This window comes from Ketobacter alkanivorans, from assembly GCF_002863865.1.
In the GTDB taxonomy this organism is placed as follows: domain Bacteria; phylum Pseudomonadota; class Gammaproteobacteria; order Pseudomonadales; family Ketobacteraceae; genus Ketobacter; species Ketobacter alkanivorans.
The window spans coordinates 2,621,530-2,648,466 of the sequence record NZ_CP022684.1 but is presented as its reverse complement, the minus strand read 5'-3'; the positions used below and the strand labels follow the sequence as shown (position 1 = coordinate 2,648,466).

Here is a 26,937-nt window from a genome sequence, read left to right as displayed (position 1 = left end):
GCATGCTCGATGCGATGGTTGGCCATCTGCTGTACCCGCTAGTGCAGGGATTTCACCACCTCAAAAAGGTCGTTCCGCAGTCCAACGGTATCGACAGTATCTCCATTGTCCGATCGCCAACGCTGAAGCAACGGCTGACGGTACCGAGATGTCCATGCTGAGGTTCTTGGTGCAGATTTTTGATGACCTCAGCAGCCTTGGCGACCCAACGGTCCAAGTAAGTGAAGGCACATGTTGTAGCAGCCTCGGTGTTAAATCAAGAGCCGCACCTCATTCGAAGTGCTTTTTTGATTAGGAAGTGTCATTTTATCAGAGTATTTATTTTCAACTGTATCAAATTTACTTATTTGCCCCTCTCCAAAAAAAGTTAAATTTTTACCTGCACGATTTCCTGATTTCCACGAATAACTACCCATAGCAAATTATATGTGCGACTTGGTTGTCGCAAAAATAACCAGATTTAGAATATTAAAAAGGATATTGACAATGGCATCTCATGTTGCTGGTTTGGGTCTAGGGGTTTTCAACAGTTCAATTAGTTTACTTGGGGATCAGTATCGGAATATCCCAAATAGAGGTCTGGCTGCTGATGGAGCAATAAGAGTAAACGTTGTTACTGGCAACCTCACCTTACAGAACGGAGACGAATTGTTGGTTGGGGTGGGAAACGATACACGTTGGCTCAGGACCTACAACAGCCGGGGAGAATTTGATAACGAAAACTCTGATCACTTTATATTCAATTATTCCCAGCACATAGTAGGCTATGACGTTCAGGCTGGCACCGTAAAAAGAATCTCTGAAGATGGATATGAAGCGCTGTTTGAGTTCAGTTTTACTGACGCGAATGGGGACCACTTTGTATCAACGGATGGTGTCGGCGCCCATGATACTCTAACGCTTACTACGGGTGGTCAGTGGGAATGGCACAAAGACGGGCTTGCGGCTAAAGAAGTATATGATTGGGATGGCAGTTATGGACGCCTAAGTGAATCCCATGATAGTGAAGGTAACGTATTATCTTTCTCATACCAGCTAGTAGCAGGCAAAACACTACTTGCAACCATCAATGATCAAGCATCGAATCAGACGCTGTCAATAACCTATCACACCAGTACTGCAAACATCGCAAGTTTGGAGGTATCGTCCGCCAGCCACATACAATCCCGCATATCCTATACTTACGATAGTGATCGTCTGTCTGGTGTGATAGTGGATCTGACTCCGGAAAATACCACCGATAACAAGGTGTTCACAACGACCTATCAATACATAGGAGCCACCAACCTAATACGTCTGATATCAAATGATCAAGGGGAGCAGGTCAGGTTTACCTACTATGACGACTCCTCTCCAGCCCAAGCAAAGATAAAGACCATCCAATATGGCGTAGGTAACGCCAGTTCCTTGTTGGCTTACCAGTATGTTTCAACTACGCAGACAGACGTAATTGAAGTAATGAACCCTACTGAATTTGACGGTTCGTCGATTGCCAATCTAGTAGGGCATACCTCGAGTTACTATTTTGATTCCAAAGGGCGCCTGCAACAGCTGGTGAAACCTGCGGCAGGTAGTGGTTATCGTGCGCAAGTCACCTATGAATACAATGATAGCGATGATCTGACGGCAGTTGTTGATGCGAGTGGGAGACGCATAGAATACGTGGTCGATGATCAAGGCTTGGTCACAGAAGAACACGACGATCTTGGCAATGTTCTGACAAGAAACTACAGCGCAGACAATCTGTTGCTCTCTGAAACCCGCTATCTGGAGCCGGATGAGGGGAGTGAACCGTCGAATCCAATCACCCAATACTACGTATACGATAACCAGCAAAGAACGCGTTTTATAGTTGATGCGGAAGGTCGAGTGCATGAAACGGAATATGCTGGAACTTCGGTAAATCGGGTAATTAGAAGCATTGCGTTCCTGGATACCTACGACATATCAGCATTAACGCCGTTAAGTGAAATAAGTTTGAACGAGATAGAGGCATGGAAGTCAAGTCTTATCGCGCCAACAATACAGCTAACGGAGACTCAGTTGGACTTTCGGGGTCAGGTTTACTCTGTGACGCGTTATGGGAGTGTGGATGCGAGCCTGCAAGGGGTCAATGATGGCACAGAATTGAGAGAATGGTATATCTATGATCAATCCGGCCAGCTTCTGAAAACGGTTGATTCTCGTTCAATAGCAGGCCCCGTAGAGAGCGCGTTAACGCGGGCGAGTAATGTGCAACACCAGCTGGATAACTTTGAAACCCTCTATGCCTATGATGGCCTTGGCCGTCTACTGCTCGAGATAGATGCGCTTGGAAGCTCCAAGAGCTTCCTGTATGACGATACCGGTAATGTTGTGAGTCGAACCCTTGAGAACGGTTTGCAGCGTAACGAATACTTCGATTCTGCCGGGCGACTATTTTCCGTAACTGAGGTGAACCTAAACAATTCATCTGAGGTGCTAAGTGAAGTTAAGCATGTCTTTGATACTCGTGGCAATCTTGTGGGCGTACAAGCACCTAATGGGGCAGTCACAGCGTACTTCTATGATCAAGAAAATCGTCTTATAGTGACTGTAGACTCTGAGGGTGGAGTTAAAGAGAGGGTTTACGATAACGAAGGCAGGCTAATTGCGACTCATGCTTACTCAGAACACATGACGGAAATTATCTTTTCAAGCATAGTCAACACTGATTCAAGTGGAGTGCTGCAATCAATTAGTGGCGACGATTTTGCCGTCTATCGTCCCTCAGCAAATATGCTGGAAGACCGCTCGGAATATTGGGTATATGACAACGCAGGAAGGCTGCAATTCAGCATCGATGCGAATGGGGCTGTCGTAGAAAATGTTTACGATGGAGCTGGTCGCACGATTAAAAAAATTGAGTATGCTCAATTTGTTAGTGTTAGTACGGCTGCTGAAAGTCTGAATGAAAATAGCGTGCGTGCGCTCTTGATTGCGGCCGCTAATACCAGTGGGAGTGGTACATATGTGACCGTCCGCTCTCCTGTCCAGGAAGTTGAAGTGCAGACAACCGCTTCAGACTACATGGTGACAGGTGGTTTGAGTTTTACTCAATACCTGGAGTTGGCGTGGGATCCCTCTAGCGATGTCGTGCCTTATTCAGTTGAGATGGTGTATACATCCCAGGATTCGGGGTTGACCCAAACGTTGCAAGGCCAAGTGGTTAATGACGCGGTTGTATTGGAAATTGCTGACATACAATCCGGGGCATACGAATTATATGTGCGCGAATTGGATTCAAACGGGATACTCATCCGTCAATCTAACGCGGCGGATTTCTTAGCTGGAGCTAACCAGAGCCAGCAAATTGAAATGGTGTATGAACGCCAGGAATGGCAAACAACAGCGATTAATAGCGCGTCGCTTGGCGGCTACGTCGCACCCACCGAATATGATCAAATTGATTATATCGAAGCGTTTGTCTATTTAGATGAAACTTTGTTGTCAACGGGTATTACCCGACCTGGGCTGGAAGCGAATTATCAGGGGCAAGTCCATCTTTCCAACGCTGGAGGGTTTTCCTTGGGTGCTGGCCCCAGCCAATATGATGTGACTGTAGTAAAGCATCTAAAAGAAGGTGGGCAAGCACAGGAAACTTTCATATATGAAATTGGTCAGCAGCCAGATGGCGGCGGTGATAGCTCATGGGGGCAGACGTTTGACGTTGATGCTTCAGGATACAGCGGGGATATTGGCACGGGGGCGGATTCTGATTTCTTTTATGTGGAGAACGGTGAGCTGGTACTTCAGAATATCAAGCGCAGTGCCGGAAACGGTTCTTGGCAGAATTCACTCCTGGAGGGAGAGCGGACGTACGACCAAAACTCGGGTGAAGTAACGTTCAAATTCAGCTTGCAAGGTGGCAGGAATTCGAGCAATTCCCGCGGTTGGTTTGGAATATTGGACGATCAAGGCAACCAATACGGGCTGCGTTTAGAAGCAGATAATGTGTTCCTTGCTGTCGATGTGGCAAGTGGAACCGGTGTTAAGATTGAGGATCTGAGACCATTTGATATTACCGTTTCGGTAGAGTTCGTGGTGTCTGGTGATACATTGACAATGTATTATTATGAGGGAACGGAGCGGGGTGAAGCCATAGGTTATCCTAAAGATATCACCGGCTGGGGCAGTATTCATAGTGGATTGCAATCACGTGGTGGTGGCCCGTGGTACAGTTTCTATTCTGGAGACAGGTTATACATTGAGCAGGCTGAGGAATACTATTCCCAGCCCGTTGTGTATCGAGACCCGATTCAACCGTACAATCTGTCCTCTGTGGCGTCTTCCTATCAACTGCAAACGATTCAAGAACAAAAAACGGTTTCAAGCGAAACGGTTCTTACTAATGGCCAGCAAAATTATGTGTCCGTCTTAGGCCATCAACTGGAATTGTTCGATATCTTGGAGCAGAACGGCAATCGTTATCTTGTGGATAAGCGTCTGGCTTTAACGGTGCCGCTAGATACCGCAACAGATGGCGTAATACCTTTAGATGGAGCTCGCTCCATTACGGCTAGAGTAGAAACGCTGAGCGGTGAACTTGTCTCGGAACAAATCACAACAATTTCATATGATGCTGGATACACCGGCTTTGTAAATTTGTCTCGTGATAGCTTGCTGGCAAACGGCCAATACAAGATAGTACTCTCGGTTAAAGACGGCAATGATGATGTGCTATATGACTCGTCAATGCCCTACTTTGAAATTGGTTATCAATCCCAGGCGGATAACCATGCAGAGCTAATAGTGCCAGTTTCCGCAGTCGCCGCAGGCGAAGTGATGAACGTATACCTCTCCGAGGTTGATGCAAATAACTTTGTCCAATATCCGATTCAGACTAATGGCACCGAGCTTCAAGTGGATCTTAGCTTCTTGGATGCAGGGGCATATCAATATCGTCTGGACTTTGTCTCTGAATCTAATCCATCCGAAGTACATCGCAGCCTGACGGGACAGCTTCAAGTGGCTCAAGTCGGCAGCGGCGTTGGTTCAGCCCATTTCATTGATCTGACGGTTGATAATGAATGGATTACACTGGAGGATTCTCCCGCAGATATTCATGGTACAGCACAGGACGACTATGCCGTATTGGGTAATGGGGGGGGCAGCTACTACGGCTATCAAGGGAGTGACGTGATTTTTGGAGGAGTAGGTAACGATAGAATAGATGGAGATCGTATTAACAGTATTGCATTATATTACCAGGATCAAAGCTATGACGATTACATTAACGCAGGGCTGGGAGATGATGAAATAACAGGAGGTTGGGGTAACGACTCGCTTCTAGGTGGTGCTGGGAATGATAAGTTGTATGGAGGTATTGGCTCAGATTTTCTAGTCGGAGGGTCAGGTAATGATGTTCTAAATGGCAAGGTCAATCATTACTCACTAAACGCAGAAGGCCCCGGTAGTGATACCTACTTTTTCGATAAAGGGTTCGGTCGAGATGTGATAGAAGACTCATCGGAATTCTATTCCGTGGCTGATATGGACATAATATTGTTTGGATCGGATATCGAACAGTCTGATTTGAAGCTAACGATCAGGGAGTACAGTGGTAACAGTGCTCTCTATATTCAACTCAAGGGCACAGATGACAGCATTACAGTAGATAGCTTTTTCAGGAACATAGCGAATGGTGTTAACAGTTTGAGTGTTATACGGTTTGCTAGCGGTGAGCAGCTAACCGTGAATGATATCTTGAGCTTAGTATCAATTCCATCTGATGCAGATGATGCTATATGGGTTACTGAGAATCTCACGGCATTGCAAGGTGGGAAGGGTAACGACATCCTCAATGGCTACGAATTTGGGGATCGTTCAGATGTGCTGTCTGGGGGGGATGGGAACGATAGTCTATCGGGTCTGCTTGGTGATGACATCCTATATGGTGATGCAGGTGGCGACTATCTGTATGGAGGAGAAGGTTCTGATGAGCTATTCGGTGGAGCAGGTGAAGACTATCTGTATGGATCGTCTTCTAGTAGTGGCGGTGATACTAATGATGGAGATGATTATCTAGACGGTGGTGAGGGCAATGACTACCTCTATGGTGACTATGGTGACGATACCTACTACTTTGACATTGGTTACGGAATCGATGTTATTTATGAAGGCCGACAAGGGTCGGGGCAGCCTTACCTAGGCACAAATTTCGACACATTGATTCTTGGGCCAGGTATCAATCCGCAGGAGGTTACATATTACCGAAGCGGCACTGATCTTAAAATTGTTATAAATAGTAACGATATTCTAGTAGTTAGTGATCAGTTCGCTAATGTAGATCATCCATCAATTATTGAGCGCATAGTTTTCAGCGCATATTCCAGCTTCCCCAACCCTTTAAACCCTCAAGAGCAAATTACAGAGCTTGATTGGGAAAAAATTGCACGGCTGGTTCAAATATCAAATGATGATACGAATTATATATATTCTTTGGGCGTTAGTGACGAATCCTTTCGAACTATTGAAGGTGGAAAAGGCGATGATTATTTATATGGAAGTGAACTTGCCGATGTAATTGATGGGGGAGAGGATCGAGATGATATTTATGGTTATGGTGGTGATGATATTCTAAATGGTGGGGAGGAGGAAGATAGAATTTGGGCTGGTGATGGTAATGACACGGTTTATGGCGATCAGGGCAATGACTATATTTATTCTGATGATGATGATGACATTATCTACGGTGGAATCGGTGATGATCATCTCTATGGTGGCGACGGTGATGATGAGCTCTATGGTGGCGAAGGTGATGATTGGTTAGTTGGCGACTATGGGAGTGACAAATTTTACTTTGAGGATGGATTTGGGGCCGATCGCATCTCTAAAAACATTAGTAGCATGGGTGACATTGACGAATATTTTATGCCTGATGGTGTCGGGAGCGATGATGTCTATATATTGTTGGGGAGTGACATACGCTATTCAAGGCTTGTGCAGAGCGCTACCTCACTATTTGTCGTCTTGAAAAGTACCGGGGATCACATAGAATTTCGGAGTGCTGTAAATTCAACCACAGGCGAAGCCGATGAAAATTATGCAAACGATATAGTACACTGGGGGGATGGGATTCCGTGGTCATTTTCCCAATTAGTTCAGAATAGAATCCCTAGTGAAAATGCCCCGCGCTATGTAGGTTTAGATATCGATTTCGACGATGAGCAAATTGATGCATCCACTCAGGTATATCAAGCCAGTGAGTTCCGTGACGTTATCAGAGGCAGAGAGGATAACGTCAACCTAATAAATGGCGGTAATGGGAATGACGCCCTCACCGGCGGTGCCTTAAATGACGTCCTATGGGGAGGAGTGGGTAGTGACGAACTGATTGGTGGTCGTGGCGATGATATATTATACGGTGGGCTCGGTGATGACTATCTAGCAGGTGGGCTGGGCAATGACACATATTATGGGGGCGCCGGTGATGACTATTTGGCTATGGGTTTGGGGAGTAACCGAATCATCTTTGCGCTTGGGGATGGACAAGACGTTGTACGTAATAGTGTAGGCCCATCTTCTACATTGCGGTTCGCGCCAGAAGTACAATTACAAGACCTGGAGTTCGTGAAACCCGGGAGTGACTTGGTAATATCAATCCAGGATACGTCTGACCAAGTTACTATATCTGATTATTTTGTAAGCGAACATTATCGTCTACTAATAGAGATCACGGTTAACGATGGGAATGGTAATTGGCTGGTTATTGAAACCATAAACTATGACGACATTGTTAAACTCACGCAGTCAAAAAGTGCAGGGCTATCTGATAGTTTTAGTATAGAAGAGGGCCATAATGCTGCAGTTGGAACTAGTTCAAGTGAGGTTTTTAGCGGCTCTTCTGGGGACGATCTAATATTTGCAGGTGCAGGATCTGATCGTATTCACCCCCGGCAGGGGTACGATGTTGTCTACGCGGGAGATGGAGATGATTTAGTTAATGATGTGTATGGAGCACACAACTATATCTATCTGGGCGCTGGGGACGATACTCTAACAGCAAGCGGTGCGAAGAGTGTAACGGTTAACGGTGGTGCAGGAGATGATCGGCTCTATGGTGCTCAAGAGGGGTCAACATTCGTGTTTGATGTTGGTTTTGGAAAAGACTATATATCAAATCAGTATTCAAAACCTACAGGCGATCATAAAGACGTTGTTGTGTTCGGCGAAGGAATCTTGCCCAGCGATTTTGTTCTGACTAGAAACTATGGTAGTTCTAATCATCTTATAATTACAAACCCGAATACCGGAGATGAGGTTGAAGTAGATGGATACTTCGATGAAGGCAGCTCCCTGAACCCTAGAATTGATGAGTTCCGATTCTTTGACGGTACGGTTTGGCGATTTGATGATGTGCTTAGTTTGTTGCGCATGCCAACTGAAAGTACAGATCAAATTAGTGGCTACCGATTTGATGATCAATTATTTGGGTACAACGGCGCTGACGAAATTCATGGATTACAAGGGCAAGACGTAATTCATGGGGGTGGGGGTGATGATACCATCTACGGAGATGGTGATGATGACCAGCTATACGGTGCTGAAGGGCGCGATGAAATTTGGGGTGGTTCCGGTAACGACTATATCGTCGGCGGGCTGGGTAATGACAGAATATTTGGTGGTGACGGTAATGACGTTATTGTAATTGACCACTCCAAATATAGTTCTTCAAGCGACCGCTATGAATACGTAGCTGGGGAAGAAGGGAACGATCTCTATTTTGTAAAGCGTGGAAGCGGCTCAACAAATATAGATAACAGTTTAAATACGGCATTGGATGTTGAGACAGATACCGTTCAGTTTGATTCAGATATCTCTCCTGAAAGTGTTTGGTTGGATCGGAATCATGTTTTCAGTACCTTTGCTCTTAAACTAACAATAATAGAAACGGGAGATATAATTTATCTTGAACGATATTTCGATTCTAGTGGGAATGCAAAAGGCCTTGGCTATGTGCATCAAATAAAATTCACCTATGGTGGTATAGAAACCGTCTGGGAATTTGAGGATGTATTAGCCAAGCTGGCTGAGCCGCGACAAATCCAATCTACCTCTCTGAGCTGGTCAGATCCAACAATAAATTCCAACGTAGATGCCTATATGGCCGTCGATGGCATGCCGTCCTTCAAGGTGGTGGCTCAGAATGGACTGTTTACTTTCCCTGTTGGTGTGCTTGAGTCTGGAGTGCACACCTACGAAGTATCCTATTGTGATAATGTGACTGGCCAGACCGTGTACGAAGGTGCGGGTGAATTCCTGGTGGACAATCAAGGTGGCAGTAACAGTGTGCTGCTGACCCTGAAGCCGACAGTTGGCGGCCATAATCAGTCGGAGGCAAGAACTACGCAATATTTCTATGACTCTCTGGGTCGTGTTTCCGGTGTTCTGGATGCCGACGGATATCTTACCGAGTCCTTTTATGATGGTCTTGGGCGCCTGGTAAAAGAAGTGCGATATGAGACTGAGATGTTGCCCCTATCTGACGATGCGGTTATTGACGAGTTCAGGCCCTCAGGCGGTAACAATTGGGAAAGGCATCACTTTTATGATTCCTTCGGACGCTTAAGGGGCAGCCTCGGTTTTGATAATGTGTTGACAGAATATCGTCACGATCGTGTTGGTAACCTGCTTGATGCGCATCGTTACGAACTCCCAGTAACCGATTTTGATGTTGATAATGACACTCTAAATACGCTCATATCAAGAGCATCTGGTTCACAGGATCAGCTAACCCAAAGCGAATACGATGCACTGAATCGTGTCACTCAGAGCATTGATTATCAAGGGACTATTTCAGAGGTAAAATACGATGAGATAGGTAATATTACGTACCAGCGTTTCGGAGACTCCATTGCAGACCAAACTGAGGCTCGTGAAGTCTGGAGAAAATATGATCTTCAAGGCCGGGTTGTTGCCGAAGTAAGTGGAAAGGCTGCAGCGACATTATTGCCTAATCCATCAGAATCTGAACTGGAATCACTCTACGTTAGTCATGGAACCCACTTTGCTTACAACACTATCGGTTTGTTGGTTAGTAAAGTAGATTCTGAGGGTCTAACCACCTACTACTACTACGATGATGTTGGCCATCTCCTCTATGAAATCAATGGTGCAGGTGAAGTCGTCAAGAATGAATACAGCGTATATGGAGACCTGAAAAAGAAGGTCAAGTACTGGGATCGGTTATCACCCTCTGATGTTGCAGGGTTGTTGGGTGGAGACGTTACATCAGAATTAGAGAGCGCTTTGTTATCACTGTCCAACCCAAGTGCTGATATCCAAACTGACTATCGCTACGATGCGCTTGGGCAACTGGTACAAGCAACTGACGCGGAGGGCTATTCCACAGAATTTCTCTACAATGCTCATCGAGAACTGATTTCCCGGCACCAAGAGATGGTTGCGATGGGTGTAACCAATCTCCAACGGGCAGAGTCCACTTTGGTTCAGGTATATGGGTATGACGGTCGCGGTAATCAGATTGTAGCAGCGACGGTTGGGGAGCGTTCTCAAACAGTCAAAGTCACAGAATATGACGCCTTTGGGCGTGTTGTTGAGGAGCGCAATGGTTATGGTCAGGCAGTACGATATGTCTATCAGGATGATGGGCGTACTGTTATCAGGCAACGGCTGCAGGCTGACGATGTAATCCACTCAGATAACGTCACATCTTACGACGTATTTGGCCGAAAAATCAGTTACCGTGATGAGCTGGGTAATACGATAATCCACAGCTACGATGATAGTGAGCGTAGTATAGAAATCGCTACTCCTTCAGGTGTAACCAACAAAACATACTTCAATCGGTTTGGCCAAACTCTTAGAACAGAAGATGGAAAAGGTCAGGTGATGGAGTTCCAGTTTGACAAAGATGGCAATCTGGAAGGAGTTTATCAACGTTTGTCGAACAATGATTTGGTACTGTTGGAATCCTCTGAGTTCTACACGAATGGGAAAGTGAAGAACGTATATGACGGAGACGGAGTAAGAACACACTACCAGTACGACGCATCCGGAAAACTCTCTATTGAGGTTGTGGATGCTGACGGTCAAGCATTGTCAACGAGCTACGCTTATGAAGGCCAGGGTTTAAAAGTCACGGCCATTGATCCTGCTGGAAAACTCACCGAAACCGTTTTTGATTCCAGTGGTAATGCGGTAACGATTAAACGTTTTAGTAGTGATCTCAATGATGCGTCAAGCTCCCAAAGCTTATTTGTCTACGACGGGTTGGGGAATGTATTAAGGGAAGTTAGAACGGATCTGAGCGAGGAAAACAGCTTCATACAAGATTACTACTTTGATGATCTAAATAGATTGGTCAAAGAAGTCAAAGATCCTGATGGGATGGCTCTGGAGAAAGTCTATCACTATGATGCAAGGCATCAGGAAGTGGACCATGTTCTGGATGAGAATGGAAACAGTACAAGGTTCGTCTATGACCAAGTTGGCAATCTAAAATACGAAGTAACTGGCGAGGGCCAAATTACTGAGTATGCGTATGATCTGAATTCTAAGTTGACCAAGGTTGTTCGATTCGCACACGTTATCCCAGCAACTTCCGTTTCTGAGGCGCTTACCATTGATGCCATAGCCTCAGTTTTGATTGAAGATGCTCAAAATGATATGAGAGAGCTGTCGGTATATAATGCAGACGGCCAAATAATATACCGTATCAATAATGATAACGGAGTGACTAAAAATCTGTTTGATGATAATGGTGATCTGTTATCGTCAGTCGAATTTCAGGATGCAATTGAGCTGTCCGGGCTCAATGAAAATTCCTTGACTATAGGGCAGGTTGAATCCCGACTACCTGAGGTCTCATCTGATTCTGCATCTTGGCGAACCGTTACCTTATTTGATGAATATAGACGGCCGGGTTTGGTGGTTGACGCTCTGGGCACGGTGACACTTAGGCGGTACGATGTCAGTGGAAGAGTCATTTATACACGCACCAGTCATCAGCCGATAGATGTCTCCACGATTGATATGCAGTCTGATGGTGCATATGGATCAGTGATGGCGTTGGTTGCTGCTCCAGATGAGCGTGATATAGAAGTACGATACATTTATGACACCTTGGGGCGATTGATTTATAGTGTCAGCAGCGAAGGCTATGTCACTAAGAATGAGTATGATGATATAGGTAATCGTACCAGTGAAGCGAAACTGTCTTCACCAGTGAGCGAATTGACTCCGGGATTGATAGTCACCGTATCTGAGCTTGAGTCGATATTAGTCGTGTCTGACCAGGATAGAGTGACGTCTTGGGAGTATGATGCCGCTGGACGAGTGATTTCAGAAATCAATTTCATGGGTTCGGAAATCTACGGATACGATGCTGTTGGTAATTTGGTTTCCGTGGTGGATCGTCAGGGCCATACCTCCTTCAACTATTACGACTCTGCAAGTCGTCTGATCTTTAGTGTGTCGCAGGACGGTGCAATAACCCGCTACGTATATGATGGGATAGGGAATAGAACCGAAACGATATCATATTCCAACCGATTGGATATGAGTGAGATAACCGTAAGTACACCGGTAGATCAATTGGAAGAGTTGATTCAACCCAGCGGGTTGGATCGATATGAATGGTACTATTCGGGTGCGTCGGGTTTGTCCACCATTACGGTAGAGCCATCGGGATTGGTGGTTCATTCACACCGCTGGGGTAATATCCTGGATACATTTGAGTATCGTGACAAGTTAGATCTTGAGAAGGATTTTGCGGGGTTTGATGAGGCGAAACCAACCCGTGACCTGATTAAGTTCTGGTTGGCGGAGCGGGGTGTGTTTGTCGATGGATACGAGGATAAACCTTGGTACGGAGAACGATGGGCTGACAATAAACAAACCCGATCTCTTTATGATGGAGCTGGCAACTTAGTAGTTGAGATTGATTCAAACCAAAATATCATCCGTAACACCTATAACGAACTAGGTGATCTCACACAAACCGATCGATTTTCAGGGCGTGTGGAGGCCGCTACCTTCATAAGTTTGGATGTGGCAACAGCCTATCTGGATTCAGTTCAGCCCTTTGAAACGGTGCGTTACAGCTATGATGCAATGGGCAATCGTGTCGCTACGATATCTGATCCAGCAGGCTTATCGGTTACCAGAAACTCGGTATACGACAATCTAGGCCGTGAAGTGTATCGATCGAATGCAAATGGCAGTGAAGAGTGGTTGGTCTACGACGAAGATGGAAGACTAAAATACAATATCAATACTTTAGGGTTTGTAGTTTCGTTTGATTACAATCATCTGGGGCTTGTGATTGCTTCACATCAATATGCTAGTTCAGTTGATGTGGCTTCTTTGTCTTCAGAAAACACCGTGGCTTCTGTTAATGCACTCTTGATGACTGGTTCTGCAAATGATCGACACCTCTATAAAGTCTACGATCAGGGTGGAAATCTTCGTTTTGATATTAATAATGATGGCGGCGTAATAGAGTACATCTACAACAGTCTGAATCAGATAACGGCTACCGTGTTTTATGATGACAGCATCAGTGTGCCTGCCGAAGTTACCGAGCAATCTGTTGCGGAATTGCTTGTAGGCTTAGACGGAGAGAGGTCGGCTGACTACTATGACCTGTCGGGCAATCATGTTTATTCCGTCGATGCAGAGGGCTACGTAACAGAATATAAGTACACTGCGTTTGGCGAGGTTGAAAGTGTAGGAGTGTATGAGTCACCGCTCAATTCGCTGCCGCAGGATGTATCCGAGTTTAATGCGCTGCTGTCCAGTAATGTGCAATTCTCCAAAACGGACTACATTTTCAATAAAGCAGGTCAGATTATTGAGACCATCAACTATGGTGTGGACAGTTTTTCAGCTGTTGTTAGCGAATATGACTCATGGGATCGTTTAAGCTGGAAAGTGGATGGCAACGGAAACCGTGTCAAATATGTTTATGACGCGAAAAGCCAGATCCGGTTCGAAATACAATCCAGCGGGGAAGTCATAGAATATCAGTACGATCACGCAGGGCGACTGGCGAGTACGACCAAGTATAACGGTGAAGTGTTATTGCTGGATGGGTTGGCCGACATATCGGATGAGAGTTTTGCAGAGGTCGTAGCCGGTTTAACTGGTAATTCGGTTTCCCGTTCTGTATATGATGCCATGGGCAGGGTTATTTACGAGATTGACCCAGATAATATCGTTACGGAATATGTGTTTACCAATACCGACAAACAAAAAGAGATCATAGTTTATAAAGTATCTGTCGATATCGATTATCAGATTCCGTTGACGCTGGAATTGGTGGAGCAGGCCCTACAGTTTCAGGGGTTTGATGGGTTGACATTTGAAAACACAGAGCGGGTCCAGTTTGTTTACGACCCGTTGGATCAGTTGGTCTATGAAATATCAACCTACGATGAGTCGCAGATTTCCAATGTAAAGGGGTATTCTTATAATAGCTTTGGAGAGCTAGAGGCCTCTGCGCTCTATGACACGCGCATTGCCTACCAGTTATTTGCCAGTGCATCGGAAGTACAGAGTGTGCTATCGGCAGCAAATGCTTCTTCGGTTGGCATTGCTACGGTTTACAACCATCTTGGTAAACCTGCGTATTTTATTGATGCGCTAGGGTTTGTAACGTCCTACGAATACGATGTGCGTGGTGAGCTGGTTCGTGAAACGCGTTACTACCAGGAAGGCGTCGATACTGGGTTGGCATACGGCGTTCAATTGACAGGTGACAAGGAAGCACAGTTGGGTGGTCTGCTTCTACTTGCGGTGCAAAATAGCGCGGTACAGCCTCAGGTCACCCAGTATGTTCGATATCGCAATGGTAACGTAGCCTTCACATTAGATTCCCAAGGCTATTTAACCCAATATGTTTTTGATGCTTTGGGCAACCAGGTTCAAGAAAAACGATTTGAAGATGCTTTGCCTTTAGCGCTTGTCGCTAGTTTTGGCTCATACTCTGAAGAAGCGCTTATTGCTGATTTGCAGGCTTTAGACTCTTCGGTTTTTGATTTCAACGAACATCTCGAAAGTCGCAACTTGTACGATGGGTTGGATCGGGTGAGATATCGGGTAGATACTGGGGGCTTCGTTACGTCGTATGACTACGACGGTAATGGTAACAAGGTCAAGGAAACATACTACCAAACCTTTACGGTAGACAGCTTTGAGCTAGGCTCACCAACTGACAAATACTCTGAGTTTTATCAAGCGTTTTCTTTGCATGTTGCAGGATTGAACTTGGATGACAGCGACACCAAAGTAACGCGCTACTTTTACGACCAATCTGACAAACTGTCACTCACCGTTGATGATTCCGGTTATGTCACTGAATACCGATATAATTTTGTTGGGTTGAAGGAACAGGAAATCACCTATCAGTATGCGGTCGTCGTTAGCGATGCAACGAGCTACGACGAATTGATAGATTTGTTGAAAGGGGAAACGATCCGCTCGGAGACTACTGTCAGTTCAGAGATAAAAACTATCGGTTCTAACGAAGAGTACGCTCTTCAGAACACCATTAAGAATGACGTTGTTACGAGTAATACAGTAACGTTAAATATCACCAATGAAGTAGTGGGTAGCAGCGCAAGCGTATCCCAGCCCTATGAATTACTGGATGTTGGGCTGAATTCTGGTGTGGTGACGGAAACGGATTCTGTGTCTGTTACGGTGTCTTCAAGTGGGGCTGCGTTTAATTTTCACACTGTGGGTGTGTCGGATACGTATACCAATCCCAGCAGCTTCGTTATTGGTGATTATTCTACGCTAGTGGATTATGCGCTGGAGACGAACGCGAATGGCCTGTCCATTGATATCGATTCTTACTACTCCCGTTCTGGTAAGTATCCCACCTCGGTGATCGCTCATATATACCGAGCGGATGAGGATCCTGATTCTGACACTTTGACCGATTATCAATATGTTTCATCACGAGAAACATTGTTGGGTGAAGTTATCGACGTTATGTCGGTAGCGGATCAAAATGGTGTTTCCAATGTTATTGGTCGGATTTGGCATGCTGACACAAACTGGGATGGAACGGTTAACCTCACAGATCTTGATCTCGATAGCGGTTATTACCGCATAGAAATAGAATTACGTAATGATGCGGCCGAAGGCAACTATCAAACTGGTGAAATTGATCCTACTGTTACAGGGCCGGCCGATGATGCTCAGGGTGTCTTTAATCCCATAGATGGATACATACCCGTTGGTAATGATGATGGTTACTGGGCTGATAATGTTACGATTCGAGTACAGCATTCACTCGTCTTGTCTGAAGTGGATCCAGAAGGCCCGGTGGATCCGGTGTATTTGTCCTGGGAACAGCCAGCACTTGGTGTTGCCACTGAAGCCGAATTTAAATACAGAGAAAATGGTTCGGACATTTGGCACGTTGGATCGGTTTCCCTTTCCGGGGGCGAGAATCTTGGCGATTCGCAGGTTGTTCATGTTTATATGGAAAACCTTCTTGATAGCACCACCTACTATTATGAAGTCGATTTTTATGGAGAAGATGGTGAGTCACTGAGAAGTATGTCCGGAGGGTTCAGCACCTCATACGATGTGTCCAGCAGTTCTAGAACGCTGAGTTCGACTTACTACAGCGCGGAAGAGCTTACTACAGGGAGCTCGATTGCCTACGACTTTGCTTCGACTGATTTGTCGACGATCGATCGGGTGGAAGTCAGTGTGTATGGTTTAAATAGCGCCGGGGGTATTGATACAGGTAACCTGCTACACACCTATACTTCCCATCCTTATGTCGAGCAATTGATACTGGGGGATGACTATGTAGGCCAGATCACCCTAAGTGATCAGCAGAAAATCGATGATATTCTCCAAGTTGAACAATTCTATATACAGCTAAGAACTTATTACAATGACGGAACGGGTTCAAGTACAGAGCAATTCTACTACGAACTCTTTCCTGCAACCAGGAATTCACAAGTAATCAGCTGGAGTCAGCAGGAGCTGCCGTTGGCTCCCGGTGATTCCGTGAAATTCCAGTACAAGGAAGCTACAAGTCAAACCTATCTCGATGTTCCGGTTATTCTATCTGGTGGAAACTATGTTGTTAATTTTGACCAGGTTCTTAATGATGTTTCTCATGACTACCAGCTCATAATCACCGACCAATTTGGTAATGAAAAACATGAGATAACTGGTTCATTTGAAGGTTCGCCGAATGTTGCGGAGCAGTCATTAACCGCGTCAATCGATAGTAATACAATAGCTACCTCGTCCTCGCAGGGCAGTTCCTTGGGGAGTTATCTCAGTGTGGCCGTGGCGCAAAATGCCCAATATGTTGAGGTGCTAGTCAACAGTATCGACTCCAATGATATCGTGAATGCCTCTGCTTTCACCTATATCAATCACAGCGCTCTTGCGCAAGGCCAGTTTGATGGCGATATCAATCTATACCTAGGTTCTCCTTTGCCAACGGGCAAATACCATCTTGAGATCCGGGCCTACGATTTTCAGGGAGTTGTCACTGAGCTGGATAGCTTTGACTACAGTGTGGGTGCCGAGAGCCAAGAGGTTGGAACATACCAGATAGCCGGACTGCCTCCCTATCTAAATGCAACGACAATGGTCGGGATAAAGCTGGAAGGTGCTTCGGAATACGCCTATCTTCCAGCAGGCTATCAAGATGGTGTGCTGGTATTTGAGCATGCCTTGATTCAGCCTGATACCTATGACATGGTTATCCAGTATCGTGATACGGCAAGTGGATTGCATCATGAGATCAAGGGCAAAGGCGTTGTTGGCATCTATGACGACTTTGTATTTGCGTCCTATGGAACGCTCAATACCAATGTGGGGAATGAGGTCACCTATCTTTATGATAGTCGTGGGTACTTGGAGTTTGAGGTAGATGGGCTGGGCAACGTGGTTCACTATACCAACGATGCTGAAGGTCAGGTGGTGCAGAAAACAGAATACGCGACTGCAATAGATTTAGACAATATTTCACTTGCCCGTGACGAAGTACTCGGGGCGCTTATAACCCTAACACCAGAACAGATCGCAGACAATCGAACTACCATTAATCAGTACAACCATTTGGGGCAACTGATCAGTATAGAGGATGGGCTGGGTTACTCAGAGCAGTATCAATATGATACCCGTGGTAACAGAGTTCAGATAACCGATAAGAACGGATTTACCAAATACTTTGCCTATGATGCGCTCGATCGTGTTACCGCGATATTCCAGCCTATGGATGTTGATGCGGCAGGCACGGTGTTTAACCTGCAAGGCTACCAAGTGAACGTTGGCAAGGGTTATGTTACCCGGTTTACCTACGATTCCAATGGGAATGTGCTGCGTGAGTACACCTACCAGCAATTAACTGACTACAGCACTGACTGGGTCAGCACAACGCCCGAAGGAGCGGCGTCGACGGTAGCCTATGATTACGATTCCAAAGGACATTTAATACAGAAATGGATTGAATCCAGTGCGGGTCAGATTGTTACTAATGAGCGATACTATTATGACGCTTTTGGTAATATGACGGAGAAACATTCGGCGTATGAAACTGCAGATGAGCAGGTTACTCGTAGCTATTACGACGATCGTGGGCAATTGGTGAAGGTGACGTCCGCATTTGGTACAGCTGATGAATCCAGTGAACTCTACTACTACGATGAGTTTGGCAACATCATTACAGAAGTAAATATGTCGGGTGTTGAGTTGGCGTATGGTGATTCTGAGTGGGCCATGGACATGCGTACGCGCCTGGGTATGCCGCAGTTGGCTACCAATTTAACGGCGGAGCAACTTCAAGAAATTCTGGATCTGTATTCTGTGCATAAAGCCTATGATGTGCATGGTCGTTTGGTGTCAGAAACCGATACTCAGAATCGGACATCCTATCGGTCCTACGATGCCTTTGGTAATGTAACCCGGTTGACGCATTTTGATGGGACTAACGAATATTTCTTCTATGACGTCAATAACCGGCTGCGCATTGAAGTCAACGCCGAAGGTTATACCAAGCAGCATAGCTATGATGGTGTCGGTAATAAGCTGGAGACTCGTTACCACAAAAACGTACTGACTGAGCAGTTTAATTCATTAACCAACCTGGACGCTATGCTGTCATTGTTAAGTGACATCAGCTCTGGTGTTCAAATCGAGTCCTTCGAATATGACGCCATGGGCCGACTGATTTCGCACACAGACGTAGCTGGCAGGGTTAAATCTCTCTCCTACGATGGCGCCGGTAATCAGACTTCACTTCGTACCAAGCTCTTCGCAGCCGCTGCAGATAGTGAATCAGACGTGTTCTATAGTATTTATAACGCCAGAGGGGATCGCGTAGGTCAGCGTTCGCCACAAGGGTTGACGGTTGATGGCGGTGATTACTACTTCACTGAGTATGGCTTTGACGAGTTTGGCAATCAGGTGGCCATTGGCTACGCTGGTGGTCCGGCGTTGCAAACCATTCAGTACAATGAATTGGGCCAGATACAGTCAAAGGTGGATGTCACTGGAACTGTGACTTCCTATCAGTACGATGCCCATGGCAATACCATTGTGGAGACTAAAGGTGGCGTAAATAATACATATCACTATTACAATGGCCTGAATCAACGCATTGCAACGATTGATGCCGAAGGCTACCTCCACACTACCGTGCTGGATAAGCAAAACAATGCCATTGAACTGCGTACCTACGATGAGCCTGTTGGCGTGTTTGCCACCCGGCCCGTATCGATTCCTGCCGCAGTCAACCCTACGGCCTACCGTGGGGCTTCCTTCCTCTTTAATCAAGCCAGACAAGTAATTGAAGAGCGTACGCTCAGCGTCACCCATTTCAATACCGACGTTGAGGGCGGTGAGAGCTTCTATCAGAGCGACGTCGTAATAGGTTATGAGTACGATGTTAATGGTCGACTGATTAATGACATCGATGTGAAAGGCAATAGCGTTCATCATGTCTATGATCAATACGGTCGCGAGGTGTTCACCATCGATAGCGTTGGTGCTCTGGTTCAGCGGGAGTATCACGCGAGTGGGTACCTTTACCAGGTCACTCAATATGAAGATCGCTTTGACCTCTCTTGGGTTGGAGGTGATCTTTCAGACACCAATATTCAGCGTGCAATCGAGCTACGATCATTGGCTACCAATACCAACAACCGTGTTGTGCAATATCAGTACAATGCCTATGGGTGGGTAACAGAGGAACGTGCCAAGAACGTATTGCTGGGTGAGGGTAATAATTATCTACGGGACATCGTAAAAACATTTGAATACGATCACTCCGGTAATCTCATCAAGCAGGTTGTGGGCGCTGTTACTACGGGCACCTCATATGTGCTGAATGAACAGCAGACCGTAGAGCAAACCTTTAATGTGCTGGGTCAGTTGACGAGTACGGCGACGTATGAAACTGGCTTTGATGCCCGCCGAATCAACTACGGGTACGATATTTTCGGGCAAGCTGCCATCGAACAAGGGATCGACAAATTTGGTGCGGTCAACTACCAGCAAACTACCTCCACAGATCGTTCAACGGTTGAAGGCTATAAGGATCACAAAGCGTTCGGCTATGATAGCAGCGGTAATCTGCAGGATATCTGGGATCATGTATCCCACTCCTATATTCACATCGAATATGATCGGTTGGGACGGGAAACCAAACGCTCAACCTATGAGTGGGATGGTGTTGATGTGGGCGCGTTGTTGGACGAACGTAACCAATCCTACAATGCCCATGGCGAGATTATCCTGAGAGGCAGTTTCGGAGAGGATCAGGAGTACTTCGAATACGATAAACTCGGTCGCCTGGTTCGAACCAATGATAAGGATGGCGTTGATAAGGTTTATTACTACGATGTTGCGGGTAATCGAACCCTTGAAATCACTGCTGCAGGCATTGACCTGAGCAGCATGACGCTTGCGGAAATCCTCAGCTATCAACAATCCCACTCCGATGGCTTCAGCGTAACCGTCAAACGTTATGATAGTAACAATAGATTAGTGCAAACGCTGGCGGTCGATACGGATGCATTGTTCAGTTCGATAGATGAGCCCGACGCCGGAGTGGTTTCGATCGATCTTCCTGAATTCGTGGGAGGTAGTCTGGGCTCGCAGACCGAATCCCAAATAAGTGTCTCTTGGGGTGTGCATGTGACCCGGCACAAGAAGGATATCTCTTCCGATATGGGTACCAAGGAGAACCTGTTAACGAATCTGTCCCTCACGGTACCATCAATTCCGGATTACAGTGGTGAGATAAAGATTGAGTGGTCAAATAACTGGTCGGCGAACTTAATCAACCCTGATCCAATAATCAGTACGATTGGGTCTGGACCTAGAACATTTAACCTGCTGGGAAGTTTTGGCCACCAAGAGCGCGATCCCAGGCTCAGCTATAACGAACTTGACAAATACCGTTATTTCACCAATGTCAATATCTACATCAAAAACGCGGAAGGCGTTTGGGAGCTCTGGTCTTCTGGCGACGTATCATTTAAAGGTGTGAAGAAGCCAAAAACACCGAGGCCCAAAGCGAGTTGGGATGGTGTGGAGTACGAGGATACCCATCGTTATGGTTCCGGCACCATGCGGTTCTCCACACCGCTTATGCTGAAAGTGTTGGATCAACCGGCAGAAGCCACCAGGGTTGAATTAAGGCATCGGCCAGCGGGCACCGGCGTGCCTTACACTAGTGTTTTCGCCACACAGGCAGCCGTTGGTGGCCAATGGTGGATGGATGTGGATAGCCTGCCTTCAGGCCAGCATGATTATGAGTATCTGGTGTATGATGCCAATGGCGAACTCATCAATAATGTGACTGGTCGGTTCTCGATCTCTAGCGATACGAATCGATCCATTTCCATCCTATCTCATAACAACGTGCCGGCTTCTGAACGTACGCCTACTTACACAACCAGCTTGCAAAACATCTTGGCATCCGGTCTGTTTTTACCGGCCTCGGTGATCAGTGACAAGTTGTACAATGTATTCGGCAATGTCGTGGAGGAAGCGAACCAGTATACCTATGGAGCAAACGATGCGGATAAAGCCATCGTCACCATGGAGTATGATGTACGCGGAAACCTGATACGTAGGGTGCTGCCGGACGTTCAGTGGACCAAAGAAAATGGCATGATTGTTAACGGACGGCCGGATCAGCGTTTCTATTATGATGGCTTCAACCGCCAAATATATTTAGAAGATGCCAATGGAGTGATGATCAATCAAGAATGGAACTTGGACAAAGTCACTCTCAAACAGGAAGGTTCTCGGGTTGAGGAAACCACCTACAATGAGTTCGGGCAGATTCTGATATCGGATGGCAAAACCTTCGATTATGAGTACGCCACCGGAAACATTCAGGTGTCCATAACCGGCAAGGGCATAGAAGGTACATTGGTTCGTACCTATGATGGTACGGGCCGGTTGTTGACGGAAACCAAGGACGTGTATCGCAATGGATCAAGCATCCTTGCTTCCGTCACCCAGACCAACACCTACGACGCGCTAGGCCGTCTAACCAACGTGCAGTCCTTTGAAGGTCGAAATACGCAATACCAGTACATCGTCCAAACGGCGAACAACTCCATTGCAGGTCTTGGGGGATCGTTGGTGGGTATTGGTGGTGTCCTGAGGCGGGAAATCAAGCAGTACCAGGATCAAACGGTGACGGAAAGATCTCTGGATGACTACGTCGACTACTTCGGCCAGCGACGTTACCACATCGATTTGGGTGACCACGAGTTCAAGTACGACTACGACTTAAACGGTAACATGATCACGCAAATCAGCCTGTCTCCCACTACGCAGGAGGCTGATGGCGGAATCTACACCGGTCAGGAGGTCTACTACCGTTATGACAGTTGGGGGCAGATCGTTGGCATAGACGATGTGGGCGTGGGCAACTTCGTTGACTACACCTACGACAGTCGGGGCAATAAGATCGGTGAAAAGCAGTATCACGTCGATGCCCAGGGCAAGCATGTCTTCACCCAAGAGATCACGGCCCAGTATGACTTACTGGATCGCATGACCTATCTGGAAGAAGCCGGTCAATACAGTCTGAGCTATGAATATGACCGGGGTGGCAACATCCGGCACAAATATGCCACCTACACCACCGACTCCGGAAGCCAGTCAGAATCCAACTGGTATTCCTACAACGGTAACCTGCTGAAGATCAGTCAGGGCAGGCTGTTTGGTGCCAGGGGAGCGGGATCCATCTTTGCTAACAAGCAGTCTTATGTATTCTCTTATAATAACGATCATTCTCGTTTCGCAATGGAGCATGATGGGCGTAAGGAATACTATTCCTACGATGACAACGACCATCTCGAGCGGGTCAGGGTGGGCAGCCGAACCTACCTGGAGCGCACCAACGATAGTTGGGGCAACGTGCTGACGCTCAAAGAGTACAGTGGAAGTGGAAGCACCGGTGATAACCTCTATAAACACGAGAGTTATCATTACGATGCAGATGGCATGCAGACCTATATCGACGATCTCAAATACGGTAAGGACACCAGCTTCAATTATGATTCGGCAGGTGTTCTGCGCTCCTATTCAAGCAGCGAGGTGAGCTCGACAACCCAGTACACCTATTGGGATAGTGCTCAGCAATTGCAGGTGCGCAGCACCACCGATGATGGAGCTGGTTACACAGACTTCAAATACAATGCCAATGGCCAAATTGTTGAAGTCTACGATCGTTTGGGTGCCCGTAAGCAGACCTATGTGAACGACATCAATGGTCAGACCATCTATCGAAAAGAACGCTCGACCCTGCGCAGATTTGGCAATTATAGTCATGATTATCGCTACTTCCTGTTCGATGGCAAGCAGGTAGGCGAAATTCGCGATGGCAACCTATACGATAAAAACTTTGCCGCCACCCTGGGTGAACGTAAAGAGAGCTTCCAACTGCAAGAGGCCGCGGCTGATCAGAACGATAAGGATCTGGCAGAACAGGCCTCAGTCATTCAGAAACGGCGTGATGCCAGAATCGCAAATGCCCGGCAGTCGGCGGACTTTGATGCCAGCTTTACCCAGTTTGATCCGACCCAAGGCAATACCACCTACACGGTGCGAAGCGGCGATACCCTGAGTTCAATCGCCACCAGCGTCTTTGGTGACAGCAGCCGCTGGTACGTGATTGCCCAGGCAAATGGTCTGGAACCTGGCGCGCATCTGTTTGAAGGGCAAAGCCTGCAGATTCCCAATGCTCAGTCCATTCACAACAGTACCGACACCTTCAAGCCATTCAATCAAAGCCAGGCACTGGGCAACTTGAGCCCAACCACACCGGCGCCGGATGCACCCCGTGAGAGCATCTTCACCCAGCTGATCTACGCCATTGTGATCATAATCATAATCATCGTGGTGACAGTGCTTACTGCCGGTGCCGCAGCCGGTGGCGGCTGGGCGGCAGGCACATCCTTGCTGACTACGGGAACTGCTACGGTAGCCGGAGCTGCTGTGGGGACTAGCGTAGCGGTCGGGGCCATATTCCTGGGTGGCGTAGTCGGCTCCCTGGTGGGCCAGTTCCTGATGAAAGAAGCAGGATTGCGCGAAGACGATGTCAGTCTGCGTGAAGCGTTTGCCGGTGGCTTAACCTCCCTGGCCACAGCAGGTATTGGCAACTACTTCAAAGGATTGCAAGAAGGTGCTAAAGCCGCTGAAGGGGTGAAAACTGTTCGCGAACTGAGCTTTGGTGTGAAGTTTGTCAAAGGTGCCATGATGTACGCCGCCAGAGTCGGAAGTGATAAACTGGCCGGACTGGATACCAGCTTTAGCTGGACCAGCGTGGCAGCATCCGCCTTTGGCGGCTCGGTGACAGAAGAGGTGACCGGTGGACTGGATCTCAAGGGCCTGGGCGGAAGCTTCGCCAGCACCGCAATTGGTTCGGTAGTGGGTGTGGCGTCCGACAAACTGATCGATAATCGCGATCCGGATGCCTTTGGATTTGTGTCCGGCCTCGTTGGTAATTCCATAGGCGGTTACTTGAAAGGGTTGGGGGCCGCGGCTCCTACTGAAAAAGTAGAAAAAGGCAAAGAGCTTGGCTTATCTGAATTCTCCAAGATCGTACTATCCGACCTCTTTGGCATCGGCAATGCAGGCGAAACCACCAATCAACCGAACTCATTGACCCGCAGTGAGGTTGAGTTGGAGGTAGCCGCTGATCTTCAGGTCAATGCGGAGAATCAGCAGCGTGCTGCAGCATTGAGTGGGGCGCCAACTCAGCAGAATCTACAGCAAAATCAGACAAAAACCGCCGTAAATTCTTCCGGAATGGACCCACTGGAAGCGTTAGCCAAGGCGATCAAAGATAGCAACAGAACAGGAGCCAGCAATCCAAATACGGCTAGCGGCGCTAAACGTACCGGATCTGAAGTTGCTGCGAACAGTGGTATCTCCGCTCAAGACATCACTAATACTCTACAAGCGGATATGAAAGAGGGTTTTGGGCGCGATGGAATAGTCCAACGGATTATGCATATGGCCGAGTCTGGTGCTTTTGGGGGCGAAATACCTACAATAGGTGGAGGAGATAAGGGTAACGGCTCGTTTACAGTCGATTTCACAACGAAGTATTTCGGTCGCTATGAATTCTCTGCCACCAAGCAAACTGGCCAAACGGTACTTGGCCTTGCGACAGAGCAAACTGAATGGATAGATCTGAACGTCGAACCATTGGATGATTCAAGCTATACGCTGCATGCAAGAGTGGCTGCCGGTGGAGGTAACAACCTTTCTGCAGCGCCTATGGATGGGAAGCAATACGACGCGTATACCACTGAGCCCGTACGAACGACGAAATCTACGAAAACGTACTCCGCTACCCCTGTAGTAGACGTTCAGGAAAGCTCGCCTGCTCAGTATTTCTCCAATTCGGTTGGCCAGAAAGACATGATCCAGCGGTTCGAAGACAGCGAGTTTATGCGCGCTATCGATGGTGGACTTGAAAGTCTATCGTCTGCGTATGGTAATTTCCCCACTGCCTATGACGACATGGTCTTACGGAATTTTGACTCACCCATGACGCTGGCTCCAGCAGCTTTCGTCGGGGCAGCCTTAGGCTATCTGGCAAGGGCAGGTGAAGGTATTACTACCCTGGCACGAGTTGGAACAAATAGGGAGGTAAATCAGGCGTTTGTAAACTCAATGGTTAGCTTTGCTCTTGACCCGATGGATTCAATTGAAGCAGGCTACGAGAACTTCAAGAATGCACCATCGAGGGAAAAAGCCTATGTAGCTATTGACGTGTTGTTGGCTGTGGGAGCGCTCAGTAGAATGGCTGGAGTACATACCCTTGATACTGTCGGATCTGCTAGTGGTGGTGGAAGGGGGGCTGCTGGTTCGATTGGTGGTGGAACGAAAAATGGTTCCATGCCTCCTGCTGTTATTTCTGAACCAACGTTTAGTAAGTTTGACAATTTGGTTGTTCCAAACAATAATGTGAGGTTCAGCGGCGGTGCGAATCGTAACACCGAACTACTAACAAGTGCTCAGCAGCAAGATGTTCTGGACTATGCAAAAGTACTGGGCACCGACGCCGATAATATTCGATTCTATAGCTATGACGCGCCATCAAACTATAGTGATTTATTAGACACAGTTTTTGTCGGTCCCGATATCTATCCAGGAACTGGTGTGGCGTCATCTATCGTAGATCGATTGTCTATGCGAGCAACCTTAGCCCATGAAGTGGTGGGTCATAGATATTCGACGTTGGCGGGAAGAGACTTTGCTCCTGGCTCGTATTTGGATGAGTTTCAAGCGAGTTATCGGGCAGCGAAGTTGGCTCCAGATCTCACAAGTACCGAGCGATATCAACTATTGAAAGACAGTGTGAGGCGATTGCACTCTGAAAATATCACAGTTAAGCAATTCAAAGCCTCAGACGACTTTACAAAGCTTTACCTGGATTAG

Annotated in this window: 1 protein-coding gene; it reads left to right on the top strand. The window is 46.9% G+C overall.

The window, feature by feature from the left end; translation table 11 throughout:
• Positions 1–486: 486 nt before the first annotated feature.
• Entirely contained in the window at positions 487–26,937 is a 26,451-nt protein-coding gene (locus Kalk_RS11330; protein WP_101894356.1) for a calcium-binding protein, read from the top strand.

Excerpts from the sequence above, each read along its gene's own strand:
- Kalk_RS11330 (WP_101894356.1), top strand. The coding sequence starts at position 487 with ATGGCATCTCATGTTGCTGGTTTGGGTCTAGGGGTTTTCAACAGTTCA.